The following is a 17,600-nucleotide window of genomic DNA, read 5'->3' as shown; positions in this document are numbered from 1 at the left end:
CGAAACGGCTCACCTCAACACAACCCAGGGCAGCACTGACCTCTGATCCGATGCCCCACCTGAAGGTACATCGGGATGAATCGGAGATTCGTTGCCCCACAACGTGGCTGGCGGCCGGGATGACGCTCCCGGCCGCCAGCCACGTCAGTTAGCCGTGACTCGTCGCTGCCATCGCCGGTTCACGGGTCTGGCTACCCATCGCCGGGGCATCCGTGATGGAGGAGCGGAAACCACGCAACCGGAGGCTGTTCGCGACCACGAAGGCACTGGAAAACCCCATCGCCGCGCCGGCGATCATCGGGTTCAGCAGCCCGAACGCGGCCAGCGGCAACGCGGCCACGTTGTAGGCGAACGCCCAGAACAAGTTGCCCTTGATCGTGGCCAACGTGCGCCGCGAGAGCCGGATCGCATCCACCGCCGCCCGCAGATCACCGCGCACCAGCGTGAGGTCCGAGGCCTCGATGGCGACATCGGTGCCGGTGCCCATCGACAGCCCGAGGTCGGCTTGAGCCAGCGCCGCGGCATCGTTGATGCCATCGCCGACCATCGCCACCACGCGTCCTTCCTGCTGCAGGCGCGTGATGACCTCGACCTTGTCCTGCGGAAGGACTTCGGCGATGACCTCGTCGATGCCGACCTCGCCGGCCACAGTGCGGGCGACCGTCTCGTTGTCGCCGGTGAGCAGCACCGGCCTCAGCCCGAGCTCGCGCAGGTGCGAAATCGCCTCCGCCGAACCCGGTTTGACGGTGTCGGCGATCTCGAGGACGGCGCGCGCGGCACCGTCCCAGGACACCGCGACCGCCGTCCGTCCCGCCCGCTCCGCAGTCCGCCGCGCGGTGACGAGCTCATCCGGCAGCGGCTGGCTCCACTGCTCCAGCAGCGCGGGCCGTCCCACCAGGACCGCATGGCCGTCGACCACGGCCTGCACACCCAGGCCTTCGGTGTTGCTGAACTCCTCCACCGCCGGGAGCTCACCCACTCGTTCCCGAGCGCCGCGCGCGATCGCCTGCGCGATGGGGTGCTCGGAGGCGTGTTCTGCCGCACCCGCTAAACGCAACACGTCATCCTCGTCCACCCCATCGGCGAGGTGGACGCCGACCAGGGACATCTGCCCGGTGGTGACGGTGCCGGTCTTGTCCAGCACGACGGTGTCGATGCGCCGGGTGGACTCCAGCACCTCCGGCCCCTTGATCAGGATTCCCAGCTGCGCACCGCGCCCGGTCCCGACCAGCAACGCGGTGGGCGTGGCCAGTCCGAGCGCGCAGGGGCAGGCGATGATCAGCACCGCGACCGCTGCGGTGAAGGCCGCGGTGGCGCCGTCGCCTGCACCGAGCCAGAACCCGAGCGTGGCGATCGCCAGTGCGATCACGATCGGCACGAACACCGCCGAGATCCGGTCGGCCAGCCGCTGCACCTCGGCCTTGCCGTTCTGGGCGTCCTCCACCAGCTTCGCCATCTGCGCCAGTTGCGTGTCGGCGCCGATGCGCACCGCGCGCACGACCAGCCGGCCTCCCGCGTTCACGGTCGCACCGGTCACCGCGTTTCCCACGGTGACCTCGACCGGTACGGATTCTCCGGTGAGCATGCTGGCATCGACCGCCGAGTTGCCGTCCTCGACAACGCCGTCGGTGGCGATCTTCTCGCCGGGACGCACGACGAAGTGATCGCCGACCGCCAGCTGTTCGATCGGGATGCGCTGCTCACGTCCGTCGCGGAGCACGGCGACGTCCTTCGCACCGAGTTCCAGCAGCGCCCGCAGCGCCGCCCCCGCACGGCGCTTGGACCGCGCCTCGAAGAACCGCCCGGCGAGGATGAACGTCGTGACGCCCGCGGCGACTTCGAGATAGATGTTGCCGTCCCCGGCCATGCGCTGAACCGTGAGCTCGAAGGGGTGGGTCATGCCCGGGATTCCGGCCGTGCCGAACAGCAGCGCGTACAGCGACCACAGGAATGCCGCCAAGGTGCCCATCGAGATCAGCGTGTCCATGGTGGCCGCTCCGTGACGCAGGTTGGTCCACGCGGCGCGGTGGAACGGCCACGCGCCCCACACGACGACCGGGGCCGCCAGCGTGAGCGAAATCCACTGCCAGTAGGTGAACTGCCACGCCGGCACCATCGCCAGCACGATCACCGGAACCGACAACGCCGCCGACACGACCAGCCGATCACGCAAAGTGCGCACCGGATCATCCGGTTCACGGTCCTCCTCACCGCTCGCCTCCGGAGTCGGCAGGGTCGCGGTGTATCCGGCGGCCTCGACCTGCTCCACGAGCTGCTGCGGGTCCAGGCCGGGCGGCACGGATACCTTCGCCTTCTCGGTGGCGTAGTTGACCGTGGCGGTGACGCCCTCGATCTTGCCGAGGCGCTTTTCGACCCGGGCCGCGCACGAGGCGCAGGTCATGCCACCGATCGCGAGTTCGATCTCCCGGCCAGCCAGGCTCGGGGACGCACTGAGCTTGCTCATCGAGGTTCTCCTGTTCACCCGTGGCTTCCGTGGCCGTCACCCGACGGCGGCTGCGGCTGCTGGCTATCGGCCGGACCCGTGCCGACCGTGAACTCCGCGGTGCGGACTTGGCCCTGGTGCTGGAAATCGAGGAAGAGCCGGTAAGTGCCCGCAGAGGGAACCTCGGCCCGGAACGTGATCTCCGGGCCCGCTGGAGTGCGGCCATCACCCGGTGCGCCCTCGGGATGCACGTGCAGGTACGCGAGATCGCCCGTGCGCAGCGCGACCAGGTGCCCGTAGGCGGCCAGATAGGGCTGCAGATCCGTGACCGGCCGACCGTCCTTGCTCACCGTCAGCGTGACCGGCGACGACTGCCCGGCAGAGAGCTGCCCGTCCAGCCTGACCTGGTAGCCATCGACCTCCGCGACGCGGGACGGTGGTTGCGGTTGCGGGTCGAAGGCGCCCGGCGCGTTCACGTCGAGCCCCAGCGTCTGGTCCGCACCACCGGTCGGGACGAAGTCGGCGAAGACCCGGTAGGTACCCCCGAGGGGTAGGCGCATCGGCACGGTCCAGGTGCCGTCCGGACCCATCTCCGGGTGCAGATGCTCGTATCCGGCCGTGTCCCGACGGACGACGATCAGGTGCATCGGCTTGTCGTGCTCGGTGCCGAAGCTCGTCACCGGGGTCCCATCCGGGCCGGTGATGCGGAAGGAGAAGTTCTCGGTGCTGCCCGGTGTGATCGTCGTCGTGGTGGACGTGAGGGTGTAGCCGTCCCTGGTCGACGCGAGTCCTGCCGGGAGGTGTTCCTGCGTGGCTCCCGCGACGGTGCCGCTGTGGTTGTCCCCACCGCCGGCGTGCCCAACGCCGGGGTGCTCACCTTGCGCCGTGGCACCGGTGATGAAGGGACCGACTGCGGTTCCGGCCGCCCACGCTCCACCGAAGGCGAGCACGAGCACCGCACCGTAGGCGGAGAGCTTCGCTGTTGTGTTCATTTTTCAACCCCTTGTGCTCCCAGGCCCGCTGGGCGGGCCCGTCGTGGGCCGAGCCCTACTGGGCCAGCTCGTAGCCGGCCTCTTCAACGGCAGCGCGTACCGCTGACTCGCTCAGCTCCGCGTCACTGGTGACGGTCACGGCACCGGTCGGCACGTCGACCGCCACGTCCGACACACCCCCGATCTTGTTGATCTCCTCGGTCACCGAGGCAGCGCAGTGCCCGCAGGTCATCCCGTTGACCGTGTACTTCGTTTCCGTCATGACAAGTCCTTCCCGTTTGCGAAATGGGTGCTACGAGCGAACGAGACGAGCGATCGCGTCACTGGCCTCGCGGATCTTGGCGTCGGCGGCCTCGCCGCCTTCGGTCATCGCTTCGGCGACGCAGTGACCGAGGTGCTCGTCCATCAGCCCCAGAGCCACCGACTGCAGAGCCTTGGTCGTAGCGCTGATCTGGGTGAGCACATCGATGCAGTACTCGTCGCCTTCGATCATCTTCGCCAGGCCACGAACCTGGCCCTCGATGCGACGCAGCCGCTTGGCGTAGGCGTCCTTGTCGTGGGTGTAGCCGTGCATGTTGCCGCCTGAGTCGAATCGGTCGTCACGTTCGAGGCGAATATACCCCTAGGGGGTATGGGTAGTCAAAGGCACGTCCGGCGTACACGCTCGATCCGACGTGGTGGGGCCGTCGTCGGCCCCACCACGCAGCGCCGTCCCCTACCTGGGGTCAGCAGTGGGGCTCGGCGCGGTATCCGGCCTCGGCGATGGCAGCGATGACGTCATCGGTGCTGGACCTGGTGAGGTCCAGTTCGACGACGCTGCGGCCTGCCTTGACCGAGGTGGTCGTGCTGTGCACGCCGGGCAGGTCCTCGAGCACGTCGTCGATGAGCAGGCTGCAGCTACCGCAGTGCATGCCGCTGACGCGGAAGGTGACAGTGGTGGTCGACATTGAGGTTCTCCCCTCTCCGGTCAGGCGGCGGTGATCGTGCCGGTGTACATGCCCATGCCGCACGAGTACGCCAACGGGCCTGGAGGGAGTGCGCCGAGCTCGACGTTGGTGGCTCCGCGGACCGGAAGGATCTTGTCGACGTTGCGGTCCGGGATGATGAATGAGCGCACGCAGCCCTGGGCGTTGGCGGACTGGATGACGAGCGTGGTCGGCATGCCTGCGCGAACCTGGACGTTGGCCGGACTGTAGGCGCCGGTGGTCGCGGTGATCACCACGGTTTGGTGGCCGTTCTGGACCGACACGGTGCCCGCGGGCGGCAGTTCCTCGGCGGTCGCCGCTTGAGTGAGGCGGCTGGCAGCCAGGGAGGATCCGGCGAGTTCGAGCCCGCCGTTGAAGGTGTAGAGACCGGTGATCACGACGACGACGCCGGTGAGCACGGCGAGCCGGCCGCGCCAGGCGGTGGCGGCTTTGCGAGCGAGGTAGCCGAGCAGGACGAACAGCGGGCTGGTGCCGATCACGAACACCGCCATGATCACCGCACCGGTCAGCGGTGAACCGGAGGCCAAGGCCAGCGCTTCGACCGAGAGCGTCACGCCGCACGGAATCAGCACGCTGACCACCCCGAGCAGGGTCGGTGCCGCCGCCGACTGGGAACGAGAGCGGTCGCGCACGATCCGCATCCAGGACAGCGGAGGCTCGATGACGATGTTGCGGAAGCCGGGCACACCGAGCTGCGCGAGACCGAAGGCGATGATCACGACCCCGGCGAGCAGCTGAATCCACGTGCGCAGGCCAGCCGACAGCTGCGCGACACTGCCCAGGGCACCCAGCAAGGCACCGAGGATCGTGTGCGAGACGAGCTTGCCGATCAGGAAACCACCCACCGGCGCTAGATCGTCAGCGAGGCGGCCCGGTGCGCTTCGGGACTGGAGCCGGGTGCCGCCGAGGGCCGATTCTCGGTCGGTGCTGCGACGCTGGCGGGAGATCATCCCGGCCAGCAGCCCGCCTTGCACGGCCGCGCAGGACACCCCGCCGGCCAGCAACCCGGTTAGCAGAACAGCGAACAGATCCACGAAAAAGACTCCTTCGAACGAAGTGAGAGAAAAGAAGCCGCGCGGCACAAGCGCGCTCAGTTACCGCACGGATACGAACCGTGCGGCGTTGTGGACGGACTTCTCCTACGTTCGGAGGATGCAGAGCTGAATCAGGCTCGGGCGCAATGGCGCACGGGGCCGAGCCTGGGTACCGCTGCGCCTCAGAATGCGCGTGCCGAGCGGGATCAGCGAGCGGCGTAGCAGCACCAGGATCCCGAGCATGGTGACCAGCAGCGCCAGGCAGGTCATCAGAAGGGACCCGCCCATGGACTCATCGCCGTTCGTCGCGTAAACCGTGCCTGCTGCGGCGCTAGGCATGACAGCGCTCGAATCGTGGTTGCCCGGACCGTCGACAGGCCCCATACCAGGCATGTCGCTCATGGCATGGTCAGCGGTCGCCGTGAGGTGCACCGCGGGCATCATGCCGTCAGCGCACTGCGGGGCGTGCATGAGCGCAAATCCCGCGATCACCGTGAGGACTGCGATCAGCCGCGCGAGGGGGGCTCGCGCGGCTCGTACCCAACGGTTCGGGTTCACCATCGCTACGGAGGTTACCGGGTTCGTCCGCGAGAGGTCCGGAGGTGGGGTTTCCTGCGGCGGTCGCACCTGACAGCACCCGAGCGCGATCGACAGAGGTGGGGAACTTGGGTGTCAGGTGCTCGTGCACCTGCGAGCCGCAAACCATCCGTAGGCGCGCCTGCGAGCATGCTCCTTCCTGCCACCACCCGCAGCCCAGGTGGGCACCGCAGGAACGAAGCGGTCCAGACCACGGAGGCCCGGCAGCGTCTCGTCAGGCCGGTCGGTGCGCGACGAGTTCGATGGCGGGGCTGTTGAACTTCCGCGGACGCAGGGTGAGGTCAACACGGTCGAAGCCAGCCTGCACGGCATCTTTTCGCAGTTCCTCGGGTTCCACATCGAGCACGTGCCGATGAACGCTGATCACCACGCGTCCGCCGGGGCGCAGAACGCGGAACAATTCGGCGAAACCCCGCGGACGCTCCCACAACATCACGTTGTTCACCGAGATCACCGCATCCGCAGAGGCATCAGCACACCCGGTCTGTTCGGCTGTACCATCGCGGATCTCCACCAGTTCTCGCGCAATCTCCTCTTCGCACCGCGAGACAGCCATCTCCCGCATCGCGGCCGAGGGGTCCACTCCCAACACATGCCCTTTCGGCGTGACGGCCTCAGCGGCGAGCCGCAGACCCACACCGGGCCCGTGCCCCACCACGACAAGCGTGTCACCGGAACCCAACCCAGCCTGTTCGACAGCCCGGGTTTCCTGCTCAGCATTGACCTTCGCCATGAGTGCGCCGCCCAGCCGGCCAACCAACCCCGACGGATGACCGAACCCTTGGTCGAACACCCTCATCATCAGTTTCGCCATACGAGGAACAACACCACCCGTGGGCCTCAGGCGCATCAGGGTCGATCCCTGGAACACCCACCACTGTCCTGGTATCCGCCTCGTTCGCCATCGGCGGCTCGTGGTGATGTTTCTCGTGCGTGACGCAGGGTTGCACGCCCCGCCTCACCTCGATTCATGTGGACGTAGGGCTGTGCACGGCTGACACTGCGACCAGGGGGTGAATCGGTGACGGAAGCGCACGCCCACTCGCATAACGGCAAGCAGTCCAGCACCGCGGTGTTGGACGTGCGGGGCCTGCTGTGGGCTTCGGAGCAAAACTTGGTCGCCACTCGACTGGGCCGCCAACCCGGTGTTCGGGCCGTGGAGGTCAACCCGGTGGCCCAGGCAGCGACGGTCGTCTTCGACCCGGCTCGCACGAACGTGTCCGACCTGCGGCGCTGGGTGCAGGAATGTGGCTACCACTGCGCTGGGCAGTCCGTGCCCTCGCACGTCTGCGACCCGATGCAAGAACCCGATCCGGCCGAACCGGTTGCAACCGAGCACAGGACGGACACGGCTCCGGCGGCTGAGGAAGAACAGGCGCCCTCCCCACACGAGGAGATGGAACACGGTGATCACGGGGCCATGTCGATGGCGGGGATGGTCGCCGACATGCGAAACCGGTTCCTGGTGGCGCTGGTGTTCTCCGTTCCGATCGTGATCTGGTCCCCGATCGGCAGCGAGGTCTTCGGGCTGCGCGTGCCCGCCCCGTTCGGACTGCGGCAGGACGTGTGGGCGTTGTTGTTGAGCCTGCCGGTGATCTTCTACTCGTGCTGGATCTTCTTCAACGGCGCGATACGGGCCCTGCGAGCCCGCACGTTGGACATGATGGTGCTGGTCGCGGTGGCGGTGGGCTCCGGCTGGCTGTACTCGCTGGTCATCACGCTCACTGGCGGCGGCGAGGTGTTCTACGAGGCCGCCACCGTGCTCGCAGCGTTCGTCCTGCTGGGCCACTGGTTCGAGATGCGTGCCCGAGGCGGCGCTAACGACGCCATCGGCACCCTGCTCGACCTCGCCCCTCCCCGTGCCGTGGTTCTGCGCGATGGGCAGCCGATCGAGATCCCGACCGCCGAGGTCGAGGTGGGCGATCGACTGCTGGTGCGGCCCGGCGCCAAGGTGGCCGTGGACGGTGTCGTCGAGGACGGCGACAGCGAGGTCGACGAGTCCATGGTCACCGGCGAGAGCCTGCCGATCCACAAGGCTCCCGGCGCTGAAGTCGTGGGTGCGACCATCAACACCAACGGCACGCTGCGGGTCCGAGCGACCAAGGTCGGCTCGGACACCGCCCTGGCCCAGATCGTCAAACTGGTCCAAGAAGCGCAGAACTCCAAGGCACCCGGCCAGAGACTCGCCGACCGGGCCGCGTTCTGGCTTGTCTTGGTCGCCCTCATCGGCGGTGCCGCCACCCTGGCTGCCTGGCTGCTGGTCGGAAGCCCCTTCGCTGCGGCGATCTTGTTCGCCATCACCGTCGTGGTCATCACCTGCCCGGATGCTCTCGGGCTAGCCACCCCCACCGCGATCATGGTCGGTACCGGACTGGGCGCCAAACGCGGCGTGCTGTTCAAAAACGCCATCGCCCTGGAGACCTCTGCACGCATCGACGTCGTCGTGATGGACAAGACCGGCACCTTGACCAAGGGCGAGCCCGAGGTGACTGATGTCCTCGCGAACGGGTTCGACCACGAGGAACTGCTGCGCCTGGTGTCTGCCGTGGAGCGCGAATCCGAACATCCGCTCGCTGCGGCAATCGTGCATCGTGCCGAGAACGAGGGTGTGAGCTCCGAGTCAGCTGAGCACTTCGAGAACGTGCCCGGTCACGGAGCCTCCGCCCTGGTCGCCGGAAGGCGCGTTGTGGTGGGCAACCGGCGGCTCATGGAACGTGAGGGCGTCGATCTGAGTCCGGTCGCCCAGCAGCGCGACGAACTGGCGGCCAACGGCCGGACCGCCGTTCTCGCCGCGGTAGACGGCAACGCGGCGGGTGTCTTCGGGATCGCCGACGCACCGCGGAAAACCTCGAAGGCCACCGTATCCGCGCTCCACGATCTGGGCATCGAGGTCGTCATGCTCACCGGCGACAACCAAGCCACCGCCGATCGGATCGCCCAGCGGCTCGGCATCGACACCGTGCTGGCAGAAGTCCTCCCCGGCGACAAAGCCGCCCAGATCTCCGAACTCCAGGACAGTGGCCGCACGGTCGCGATGGTCGGCGACGGCGTCAACGACGCCCCAGCCCTGGCTCAAGCCGATCTCGGTATTGCCATCGGTGCAGGCACGGACGTGGCCATCGAAACCGCCGACGTCGTGCTCATGCGCTCCGACCCGCTCGACGTCGCCACCGCGCTGCACATCGGCCGGGCAACCCTGCGCAAGATGCGGCAGAACCTCGGCTGGGCCATCGGCTACAACACGATCGCCCTGCCCATCGCCGCAGGCGTCTTCGAACCAGCCTTCGGCCTCATGCTCCGCCCCGAAATCGCAGCCCTGACCATGTCCGGCTCCAGTGTGATCGTCGCAGTCAACGCCCTCACCCTCAAAGGCCTCCGCCTACCCGAAGCAGCGCAGACCACGATAGCCACCGATCACTGAGGTGCCATCAAGCTCCGGTCCCCTACAGGCGAAAAGCTAAGGGGCACCAGCGAATCGGAAGGCGTCATCTCGATTTTCGACTAAGGCTTCGGGTATGAGGGCCTTGACGTGCTCGACCGCGGAAATCACCGCTTCATTGACGAGCGCGTCACCGATTTCGATGTACCCGGCCCTGCTGCGCGCTCGCTGTCGTCCGCACCAGTTGGTTAACCGTCGATGGGCCAGTGGAGCAGGAACTTTCCCAGCGCATCATCGATGAGACGTCCACGGTCAGTCGGCTCTCCATCGTCACCGATGTGTTCGCTGAAGGCGTCGGAGAGGATGTCTTCCACGGCCTCGCGTTGGTCCTGGCTGGGCTCGCTGCTGGCCCGCAGCGAGCCCAGCAGGTCGCTGTCGTGCTCGTCGAGGACTGCGGTGAACACGTCCTGAAGCTCGGGCGGCAAGCTGTCGATGACGTTGCTCATGGATGCCTCCATCCGTTCGAGTTGCGCGCCCACGTCGTGATCACCTGGCCATCCGAGCCGAGGATCACGGTGGCGTCTTCACCGGTGTACTTGTACTTCCCACCGGCCTGTTCCTTCACCGGCTTCACCGGATTCTCCACCGCGTCCTTCATGGCCTGATCCGAGACCCCATGACCGTCACGCCCCATCGCCCGCTCTTCACCGTGCTTGGTCATCCCGGTGATCTCTTCCGGGGGTTTGGCCGCCGCCTCTTCCGCGGGTGCGGCCTCGGCGCCATCGGTGTCCACGGGTTGGACTTCGTCGTCGCCAGCGGCTTCCGAGGCGAGCCCGGCCATGGCCACGCCCATCATACCGACACCGGTAGCGATCCCTGCCGTAGAGACCGCGTTGAGCGGGACGCCGGCGACCGCGCCCGCACCGGTCGCATCCAGCACAACTCCTGCTGTTTCGCCTGCTGCGCTGACCGCGGTCAGCGCAGCACCGCCAGCCAATCCCAAGACCATTTCAGGATGGTGGATCGCCGCGTTGCCCAAGGACGCCAGGCCATTGACGACCGTGCCGGCCGCGTCGCCGATCGCGGCTCCCGCTTGCTCCACGAAGTTCGGCTGTTCAGGAGCCTTGTCCCGTGCCCGTCCAACCGCGTCGGAGGCAACGTCACCCGCATTCCTGAGCTCGTTGCGCGCGTGCTGCAGCTGCGCCGTGGCTGCGCGGCGCTTCTCTTCACCCGGATCGTTGAACGGCTGTGGCGGGGTGCCCTCCGGAGCTTGTTCGTGCTCGGTCTTCGCGCTCGTGGTGGCAGCCTCGCCCTCGTCCCACAGTCGGATCGCCTCAGCCGCTTGGCCTTGTGACCAGGTGAGGGCATCGGCGTAGCGCTCCAGTGCTGTTGCAGCGTCGTGGAAGCAATCGCCGGCTTCTAACCACCTGCCGGGTTCACCGTCAAAGACTGAACGGAACTGCTCGGCAGCCTCGCCGCTCCACCCTTCGGTGCTGTCGATGCGCTTGAGACCTTCCCCAGCCTCATGCAGGACCTCACCGTAGGAGGCCATCGACGATGCGGTGCCGAGGATTCCATCGAGATCGCCGGGGATCAACGCTTTCGGATCACGGCCGCTGCCGAGTTCCGCCGCCATCAGCCAGCCGCCGGGTCATTGCCAGCGGGGCGCGTGATCAGCCCTTCCAACTGCGCTCGGGCTGCTTCGTCGGTCTGCCGATACACCTGCACGCAGTGCACCAGTCGACCCCCGACTTCACTGCCGTCAGTCACGAGGTGCGCCACACCCAGGTCCCAGCGATCACAAAAGTCGGTCACCGTCCCGGCAAGGCGTTCGTGGCCGAACTCCACACCCGTGTCCAGGTCAGCGACTCTGTCCTTTCGCGCAGCCTGAACAGTGTCGCTGACCCCCTTGGACGCTTCCTCCAAGGCGTGCAGATCGACACGAAAGCCCTCCGACACGCGGCCCCCTCACTCAACTAGTCCGAACGCACGCGCGACCTTAAACGAGTCAGCCGACCTCGTGGTCCCAACCAACGAGGTTCGCTCATTGTCGGAGTCGCACGATCATCTCCGCAAACGGCCTGGTACCAGCCCGTGCCAGACCAGTACCCGATCTGGCACTGTTCTGGGGGACCTCGGCCGCACGCGAGTGCTCGCGGGCAGCGGAGCAGAACTAAGGGAACTATGCGCACGATCATGGTCTGCGGGTGCGGGGGCAGCGGGAAATCCAGGGTGCCAGCCAGCTCGGGCAACGGCTTGGCCTGCCCGTCGTCCTCCTGGACATGGAGTACTGGGATGAGCACTGGAATGCTCTCGACCCTGAGTCGTTCGCCCAGCGGCAGCGCGAGCTCGTCGCCGACGACGAGTGGATCATCGATGGCAACTACGCTTCGACGATGCCGATCCGGCTCGGCAAAGCTGAGGCAGTGATCTTCCTCGATATCCACCCGCTGGTCTGCCTGTGGGGGATCATGCAACGCCGGTACCAGCACCGCGGTGACGACGTGCATTCCCGTCACCGGCGCGGCCGCATCACCTTGGGTTTCGTCAGGTACATCCTTCGCTACCGGCACACGATGCGCCCCCGGGTCGAGCGCTTGATCGCCGAACACGCCGTGGGCGACCTGATCCGGTTGCGCACCCGCCGTGAAGTCCGCCGCTTCCTCGCGGCGATACCCAGCGGTCCGGAATCCTCCTGACCAGGAAATCTGCCCACAACTCGCTGCCGCACCGCTAGACCCGAAAGCGCCCTGGTCATTGTCGGCTTGGCGCGGTGCGGCACGTGCGGCAACCGGGTTCGGTTGCGTAGGCGCGGGCCTGGATGGTGAACAGTTCTCGGTACAGGCCGTTGGCTTCCATCAGTTCTTCGTGGGTGCCGGACTCGGCCACGCGTCCTGCATCCATGACGACGATGCGGTGGGCGTGGCGGATGTTGGCCAGTCTGTGCGTGACGAGGACCGTGGTGCGATGAGCATCGTCACGGGATCCCTGGGTCGCGCGTTGCAGGCCGGCGAACACGCGGGCTTCGGCTTTCGCGTCGAGCGCGGCTGTGGGTTCGTCGGCGATCAGCACCGCAGCGTGATCCCGGAAGATACCGCGGCCCACGCTGAGCCGTTGCCACGAGCCGCCTGAGAGCTCATGGCCTCCCCGGAACTGCCGTGACAGAACCGTGCCGGGTCCTTTCGGGAGCTTGGCGAGGACTTCATCGGCGCCCGACTCGCGCAACGCGGTCTCCCAGGTGCCGCCGTAGGGCTGCGGGGCCTCGAGGTTTCCGATGCGAATGTTGGTGTCGGCGGTCATGGGCCACCGAGCCGGATCCTGGTCGATCAGAGCGACCTGCTCGTACACGCCGTGGAGATCCGCGGTGGCCAGATCGACCTCGTCCCAGAGCACTCGTCCCTGGGTCGGTGGATACAGGCCCGTGATGAGTTTTCCGAGCGTGGTCTTGCCGGATCCGTTCTCCCCGACCAGCGCCACGACCTCGCCGCGGTGGAAGGTCAGGTCGATCTCGACCAGCGCCGGTTCGTCGGCGTCGGGATAGGTAAACGACACGTTCTCCAGTCGAATGGTCTCCGGGTTGCAAGGCGCAGCCACACCACTCGCGGGCCTGCGGCGTAGCCGCGACTCGGCGAGCAACTGGGTGTAGAACCGCAGGTAGAACGAGTGCTCGTAGAGGCGGTTGACCGACACCATCGTGGTCGACAGCGAACTCGCCGCAGCCCGCATCGCGATGACCGCGGCTCCGGCGATGGCCAGCGGCATCGCACCGGTGAAGACAAGGACGCCGAGCACGCAGTAGGCCAGACCGGTGCCCGTGCCGGCCAGAGTGCGTCCGATCAACCGCGTCCAGGTCTGCCGGTGTTCGGCGCGGATCGCCTCTTCAGTGACCTGATCAGCGATACGGCGGTGTTCGGTCAGCAGCGGTTCCTGCAGGTTCAACGCGGTGCGTTCCGTGCCCACATCGCGCGCGACGAGCAGGTTCTCCACGACGTGCAGCCGCAACCGGCGGGTCACCAGGCTCAGGAAGTTCACATATCCCTGCTTTGCCGCGCGCATCGACGCCCACGCCTCGGCTGCCGTGGGCACCAGAAGCGCCGGTAGCAACCAGGGATTGAGCAGTGCGGCCGTGATCATCGCCGCAGCCAGCGACACCAGTGCCGACGAGATCGAGGCGATGCTGCGCACGCTCGACTCCACGGCCTGAACACCTTGGTAACCGCCTTGCCGGGCCAGTTCCTGGAAGTCGGAATCCTCCCACGCCAACAACTCCACCTCAGCGACCGCCGAGTTGAGCCGATCCTGGGCCGCGCGGCGCACCAACGGCATCAACACCCCTTGCACCGCCGACACCGCGCTGTCCAGCAAACCGCGTAAGGCGAAAGCGCCCACGACAGCGGCGATCGCGGGCAGCGACGCCACCACCCGCTCCGGCGTAGGCCCCGCAGTCAACAGCTGCGTCAATACCCCGGCAGTGGCGAACAGTCCGAGCGCCGATGCACAGCCCGAAGCCAACTGGACCACACCCGCCAGCACAGTCCTGCCGGGCGAGGCCCGAAACGACAGCCCCACCACCAGTCTCGCCGCCATCGGCAGCTCGCGGACCGTCTCCCACAAACCCGCGCCCGCGACCTTCTGATCCACATCCGCCCACCGAGGCGGTTCCAAATCCTCAACGCCGATCAGCGCGCCCTCCGGCGACCCAGATGTGCGTCGATGTCCGTTCCTGCTCCCCAGCATGTAACCCCTTCTCGGGACAGTCCTCGGCAACGGAACTCGAAGGAAAGCCACTCAGGCACATCCGATCGCCCCAACAACCCGCATCGCTCCGCCTCCAAGCGGCCGAACGTCCCCCACGGCTGTCTTGACGGAAGGGCGGCGATCAACGCGCGATTTCTCGTGCACTCACGCGTCGTGATCGACGCCTGCGTTCAACAGTGCCGGACGACACCGACAATCGACGTGCTGTCGCATACCGAACAACCGAGTCTGAGACATCACTACGTGAGCAGCGTCCGCAAATGCTCTTCCGCACGATGGACCGCGGCGGTCAAGTCGTGGGCTTGATCTCCGGTCAGGGCTCGTCGGCCGAGCCCTGAGCTGGCGAGCACGGCGGTGAGTTCGTGTTCCTGGTCTGTGGTGAGGTGGGCGCACAGTGCCTGGTTCCGTAGCGCATCACGTGCGGCGTAGGCGTCGTTGGGCGCAGCGGCGATGACCGCCCGTCGCAACTGCGTGATGGTGGTGGTGGAGCGGTCACCGGCCAGGCCCAGCGCGGTCAGACCCAGGCGGACTCGGAACGCTGCGGTGCTGGGCTCTGCGTCGTTCATCAGTGCAAGTGTCGTGTCCACTGCGGATTCGAGTTCGCCGTGAGGGACTGATGGCCTGGCCTGTGTGCAGGACAGTCGCAGGAGGTTTCCGACGGGTGCTTCCCAGGTTTCAGTGGGCACGGTGGAGTCGATCAGGGCTCTCGCCTGCGGGTGAAGGTCTTGTTCCAGCAGCGACATGATCTTGATTTGGCGGCCGTCGAGTAGCCGGGTTCCGATGCCACGATGGGCGGCGATCGTCTCGGCAGCGCGAGTCCAGCAGCCGGCGCGCGCCAGGGCGCGGGCGCCATCGATCAGCAGCGCGCTCCACAGATCCGTACAAACCCGGCGGTGGTGCTCACGGGTGCAGGTCCAGGTCGAGAGGTCAACGTTCCGGCCGCGGATCGTGGCCACCTCGCGTTGGCGGGCTGCACGATAGAGACGTTGGAGCAGTTCGTAGGCCTCGGTGGGCTGGCCTTCGCGGATGAGCAGGCGTGCGATGTTGGTCAGTGGCATCAGCGCCATCACCGCAGCATCGGGGGTGAGGTCCCGCGGCTCGGTGAAGATCGTGTGCAGGCGCCAGCAGAGGTCTTCGGCGAGGCCGGCAAGCCCGATGTCGGAGGCTATGAGGGCGGCGACGTTGATGACACCGCTGGCGCGGGCCACCTGCTGGTGGTGGTCCGCGCCTGCGGGCCAGTCGGTCAGCTCGGTGAGCTCCGCGATCCGCGTTTCCAGAGGTAGCCCGAGTGGTTTGGGGCGGCGCACCAGGGGGATCTGTTCGGCGAGTGCGGGGTTCACGGCCGGGGCCACGGTCATCGCCAGTCGACGACCAGTCGGCTGTGGGGTTTGTCGATGACGAACCGGGGGTCCGTGGCCTCGAGGAGGTCGCGGTGGTCGGCTGTGGTCATCCGGAAACCGGGTTCGGGGGCGTCGTTTCCTCGTTCGCATGCCCAGGTGGCGAATTCGGTGGCGACCTGGTCGGCGAGCTGGGTGGCGCGGGGTCCGTGGCCGATGACGCCGGGCTCCCAATAACGGCCATCCTCGTCATCGCCTTCGCGGATGGTGAGGTAGGCGAGGCTGTCGCCCTCGAGCGCAGCCATGGAGCCCCATGCGAAATGCGGTGTGAAGCCTGGGCGCTGTCCGGGCATGCGGGACAAGCCGTTGGTCAGTGTGCAGGCGAGGTGCAGGTAGACCCATTCCCAGGAGAAGCCCTGGCGGAGCCTCATGCCGGTGTAGATCTTGTGCGAGGGTTGATCGAGGATGCTGCGCATCGCTTCCCGATCAACTTCCTGCTCGGTGTAGGTCTCCAAGTGAACGTCGCCGGGCCCGTCGTGGTGGACGACGGTGCGGATGTCGTCGGCGACGCCTTTGCGCAGCGGAATGAACGTGGCCATCTCGCAGGAGACCGTCTTCCACGTCAGGCCGTTGGCTTCGCGCTCGAAGGCGAACGACCGCGAGATCGATCCACGGATGCGCATAGGAATCACCAGCCGGCCGCCGGGGGCGAGCTGATCCAGAACATGGGTGGGAATGTCGCCGGCTCCGACGGTGAACTGGATCCGGTCAAATGGCGCCTGGTCGGGCAACCCGGCCGCTCCATCGCCCAGCAAGACAGTCACGTTCTCGATTCCGACGGACGCCAGGTTGGTCGATGCCCCTGCGACCAGGTCTTCGTCGACGTCGACGGTCCAGACATGCCCGCCGGGTCCGACGAGTCGCCCCAGCAGGGCGGCGTTGTAGCCGGTCGCAGCACCGGCTTCTAGGACGCGGTGGCCAGGTTGCGGGGCGAGCTGTTCGAGTTGCGTCGCCACGATCGACGGGGCGGAGATGCAGGAGAGCGTCTCGCCGTCGTCGGGGGCGTCTTTGACGGAGACGGTGCCCTCGCCATAGGCGGAGGCCAGGTCAGCGTCGGGAACGAAGGTGTGGCGTTCGACCACACGGAACGCGTCGATGATGTCCTGGCTGTGCAAATGCCCGGATGCGGTCAGGCGGGTCACGAACTCCTCGCGGAGCTCCGCGAGGTCGGTGGTGATCATGTTGTTCATCCGCGGAAGGTTAGGGGCAGGCGAAGGCGTCTCCGAGTGCGACACGGTGGTCGAGACATCGGTGCCGAAGGTGGTGTGCTGGGCGAGCCATGCGACGGCGGCCTGGTCGGCAGGTGGGGTTCCTGCGCGGTTGAAAGCGAAGATCGCGTGGTGAGCCAGCACAGCCCGCAGGCCTCGGGTCAATCGCCCGGTAGACGCGAGGTCGGCCAGCGCGCTCCCGGCTGCCGCGAAGGCGGCAACTCGCTCGGACCAGCGGTTTTCGGTGGTCTCACGTTGAGCGGCGTCGGCGTGCATCAGGCGCCGCATCGCAGCAAGCTGCGGCCCCTGTGCGTGCTCATCAGGTGGGGGGATCACTGGCCGGAGCGCGGCGAACCGGGCCCAGACATCACCGATCTCGAAGGGATCCAGCCCTGCGGCTCGGTGGAGCGTGGACAGCAGCAGGATGCAGCGTTCGCGGTTACGCGAATCGCCGGTGGCGGCCAGCGCTGCCGGGCTGTCGGCGCAGAACAGCTCGTGGGCGATCGCCATGCCTTCCGCGCCACCGAAAGCCTCGACCTCCGGCTCATAGATTCCGGGCACCCAGCCGGTCGCGTGCTGGTCGGCGACAAGCCGGTCGAGAACATCGGCGGCGGGCTTTTCGACGCGGAGCCGGATCTTGCCTTCCTTGCGCAGGAAGTGGAACCGCTGCCCTTCCAACCCGGCGGCCAGGGCAGTTGCGGCCTCAGGGCTGATCCCGCTGGGATCGGGGAAAGCGATGGTCGCTTGCCACCACGGTCCCTGATCGTTCGTCGTCAGCAGGTCCTCGTCGTTCCAGGTCATCGGTG

General features: G+C 67.1%; 16 protein-coding genes. 2 read left to right on the top strand and 14 right to left on the bottom strand.

Features of this window, described 5'->3' with window-relative positions; translation table 11 throughout:
- Positions 1-148: 148 nt before the first annotated feature.
- From REH65_RS25165 to REH65_RS25130, 8 genes are all read right to left on the bottom strand, one after another.
- Entirely contained in the window at positions 149-2,464 is a 2,316-nt protein-coding gene (locus REH65_RS25165; RefSeq protein ID WP_406689359.1) for a heavy metal translocating P-type ATPase, read from the bottom strand.
- Positions 2,465-2,478: 14 nt separating this feature from the next.
- On the bottom strand, positions 2,479-3,435 hold the full coding sequence (locus REH65_RS25160; protein ID WP_406689358.1) for a hypothetical protein: 957 nt from the start codon (positions 3,433-3,435) through the stop codon (positions 2,479-2,481).
- A 55-nt stretch (positions 3,436-3,490) separates the two neighbouring features.
- Positions 3,491-3,697, bottom strand: a complete 207-nt coding sequence (locus REH65_RS25155; RefSeq protein WP_406689356.1) for a heavy-metal-associated domain-containing protein — start codon at positions 3,695-3,697, stop codon at positions 3,491-3,493.
- 30 nt (positions 3,698-3,727) lie between these two features.
- Positions 3,728-4,009, bottom strand: a complete 282-nt coding sequence (locus REH65_RS25150) for a metal-sensitive transcriptional regulator (protein WP_406689355.1) — start codon at positions 4,007-4,009, stop codon at positions 3,728-3,730.
- A 151-nt stretch (positions 4,010-4,160) separates the two neighbouring features.
- Positions 4,161-4,382 (bottom strand): heavy-metal-associated domain-containing protein, encoded by a 222-nt coding sequence (locus REH65_RS25145; protein WP_406689354.1) that lies wholly within the window; start codon positions 4,380-4,382, stop codon positions 4,161-4,163.
- Between the two features lie 20 nt (positions 4,383-4,402).
- Complete coding sequence (locus REH65_RS25140) at positions 4,403-5,455, bottom strand: sulfite exporter TauE/SafE family protein (protein ID WP_406689353.1); 1,053 nt, start codon at positions 5,453-5,455, stop codon at positions 4,403-4,405.
- A 105-nt stretch (positions 5,456-5,560) separates the two neighbouring features.
- Entirely contained in the window at positions 5,561-6,016 is a 456-nt protein-coding gene (locus tag REH65_RS25135; protein WP_406689352.1) for a hypothetical protein, read from the bottom strand.
- A gap of 250 nt (positions 6,017-6,266) precedes the next feature.
- Positions 6,267-6,866 carry a class I SAM-dependent methyltransferase gene (locus REH65_RS25130; RefSeq protein WP_406689351.1) on the bottom strand — a complete coding sequence of 200 codons (600 nt, stop codon included), beginning with the start codon at positions 6,864-6,866 and terminating at the stop codon, positions 6,267-6,269.
- A 207-nt stretch (positions 6,867-7,073) separates the two neighbouring features.
- On the opposite strand from REH65_RS25130, the gene REH65_RS25125 reads away from it, so the two are divergent.
- Complete coding sequence (locus REH65_RS25125) at positions 7,074-9,473, top strand: heavy metal translocating P-type ATPase (protein ID WP_406689350.1); 2,400 nt, start codon at positions 7,074-7,076, stop codon at positions 9,471-9,473.
- A gap of 206 nt (positions 9,474-9,679) precedes the next feature.
- Here the strand turns inward: REH65_RS25125 and REH65_RS25120 are convergent, their stop codons facing one another.
- Genes REH65_RS25120 through REH65_RS25110 form a run of 3 tightly spaced genes read right to left on the bottom strand, consistent with a single transcriptional unit; the run spans position 9,680 to position 11,390 of the window.
- Entirely contained in the window at positions 9,680-9,937 is a 258-nt protein-coding gene (locus REH65_RS25120; RefSeq protein WP_406689349.1) for a hypothetical protein, read from the bottom strand.
- Positions 9,934-11,067 carry a putative T7SS-secreted protein gene (locus REH65_RS25115; RefSeq protein WP_406689348.1) on the bottom strand — a complete coding sequence of 378 codons (1,134 nt, stop codon included), beginning with the start codon at positions 11,065-11,067 and terminating at the stop codon, positions 9,934-9,936. Before REH65_RS25115 ends, REH65_RS25120 begins: the two co-directional genes overlap by 4 nt.
- Positions 11,067-11,390: a hypothetical protein gene (locus REH65_RS25110; RefSeq protein ID WP_406689347.1), complete on the bottom strand. Its 324-nt coding sequence runs from the start codon at positions 11,388-11,390 to the stop codon at positions 11,067-11,069. The genes REH65_RS25115 and REH65_RS25110 overlap by 1 nt, the downstream gene beginning before the upstream one ends.
- Before the next feature lie 248 nt (positions 11,391-11,638).
- Between REH65_RS25110 and REH65_RS25105 the strand changes: the two genes are divergently transcribed.
- Positions 11,639-12,130: a DNA topology modulation protein FlaR gene (locus REH65_RS25105; protein ID WP_406689346.1), complete on the top strand. Its 492-nt coding sequence runs from the start codon at positions 11,639-11,641 to the stop codon at positions 12,128-12,130.
- A 55-nt stretch (positions 12,131-12,185) separates the two neighbouring features.
- Here REH65_RS25105 and REH65_RS25100 read toward each other — a convergent pair whose 3' ends face one another.
- The 3 genes from REH65_RS25100 to fxlM form a co-directional block, all read right to left on the bottom strand.
- Positions 12,186-14,072, bottom strand: a complete 1,887-nt coding sequence (locus REH65_RS25100; protein ID WP_406689345.1) for an ABC transporter ATP-binding protein — start codon at positions 14,070-14,072, stop codon at positions 12,186-12,188.
- 356 nt (positions 14,073-14,428) lie between these two features.
- Positions 14,429-15,547, bottom strand: a complete 1,119-nt coding sequence (locus tag REH65_RS25095; protein WP_406689344.1) for a hypothetical protein — start codon at positions 15,545-15,547, stop codon at positions 14,429-14,431.
- Entirely contained in the window at positions 15,544-17,595 is a 2,052-nt protein-coding gene (gene fxlM, locus REH65_RS25090) for a methyltransferase, FxLD system (protein WP_406689343.1), read from the bottom strand. Before fxlM ends, REH65_RS25095 begins: the two co-directional genes overlap by 4 nt.
- Between the last annotated feature and the right edge of the window lie 5 nt (positions 17,596-17,600).

Source organism: Saccharopolyspora sp. ID03-671, from assembly GCF_045278815.1.
Lineage (GTDB): Bacteria > Actinomycetota > Actinomycetes > Mycobacteriales > Pseudonocardiaceae > Saccharopolyspora > Saccharopolyspora ipomoeae.
Note: the sequence above shows the minus strand (reverse complement) of the source record. Positions and strands in the feature narration are given on the sequence as shown.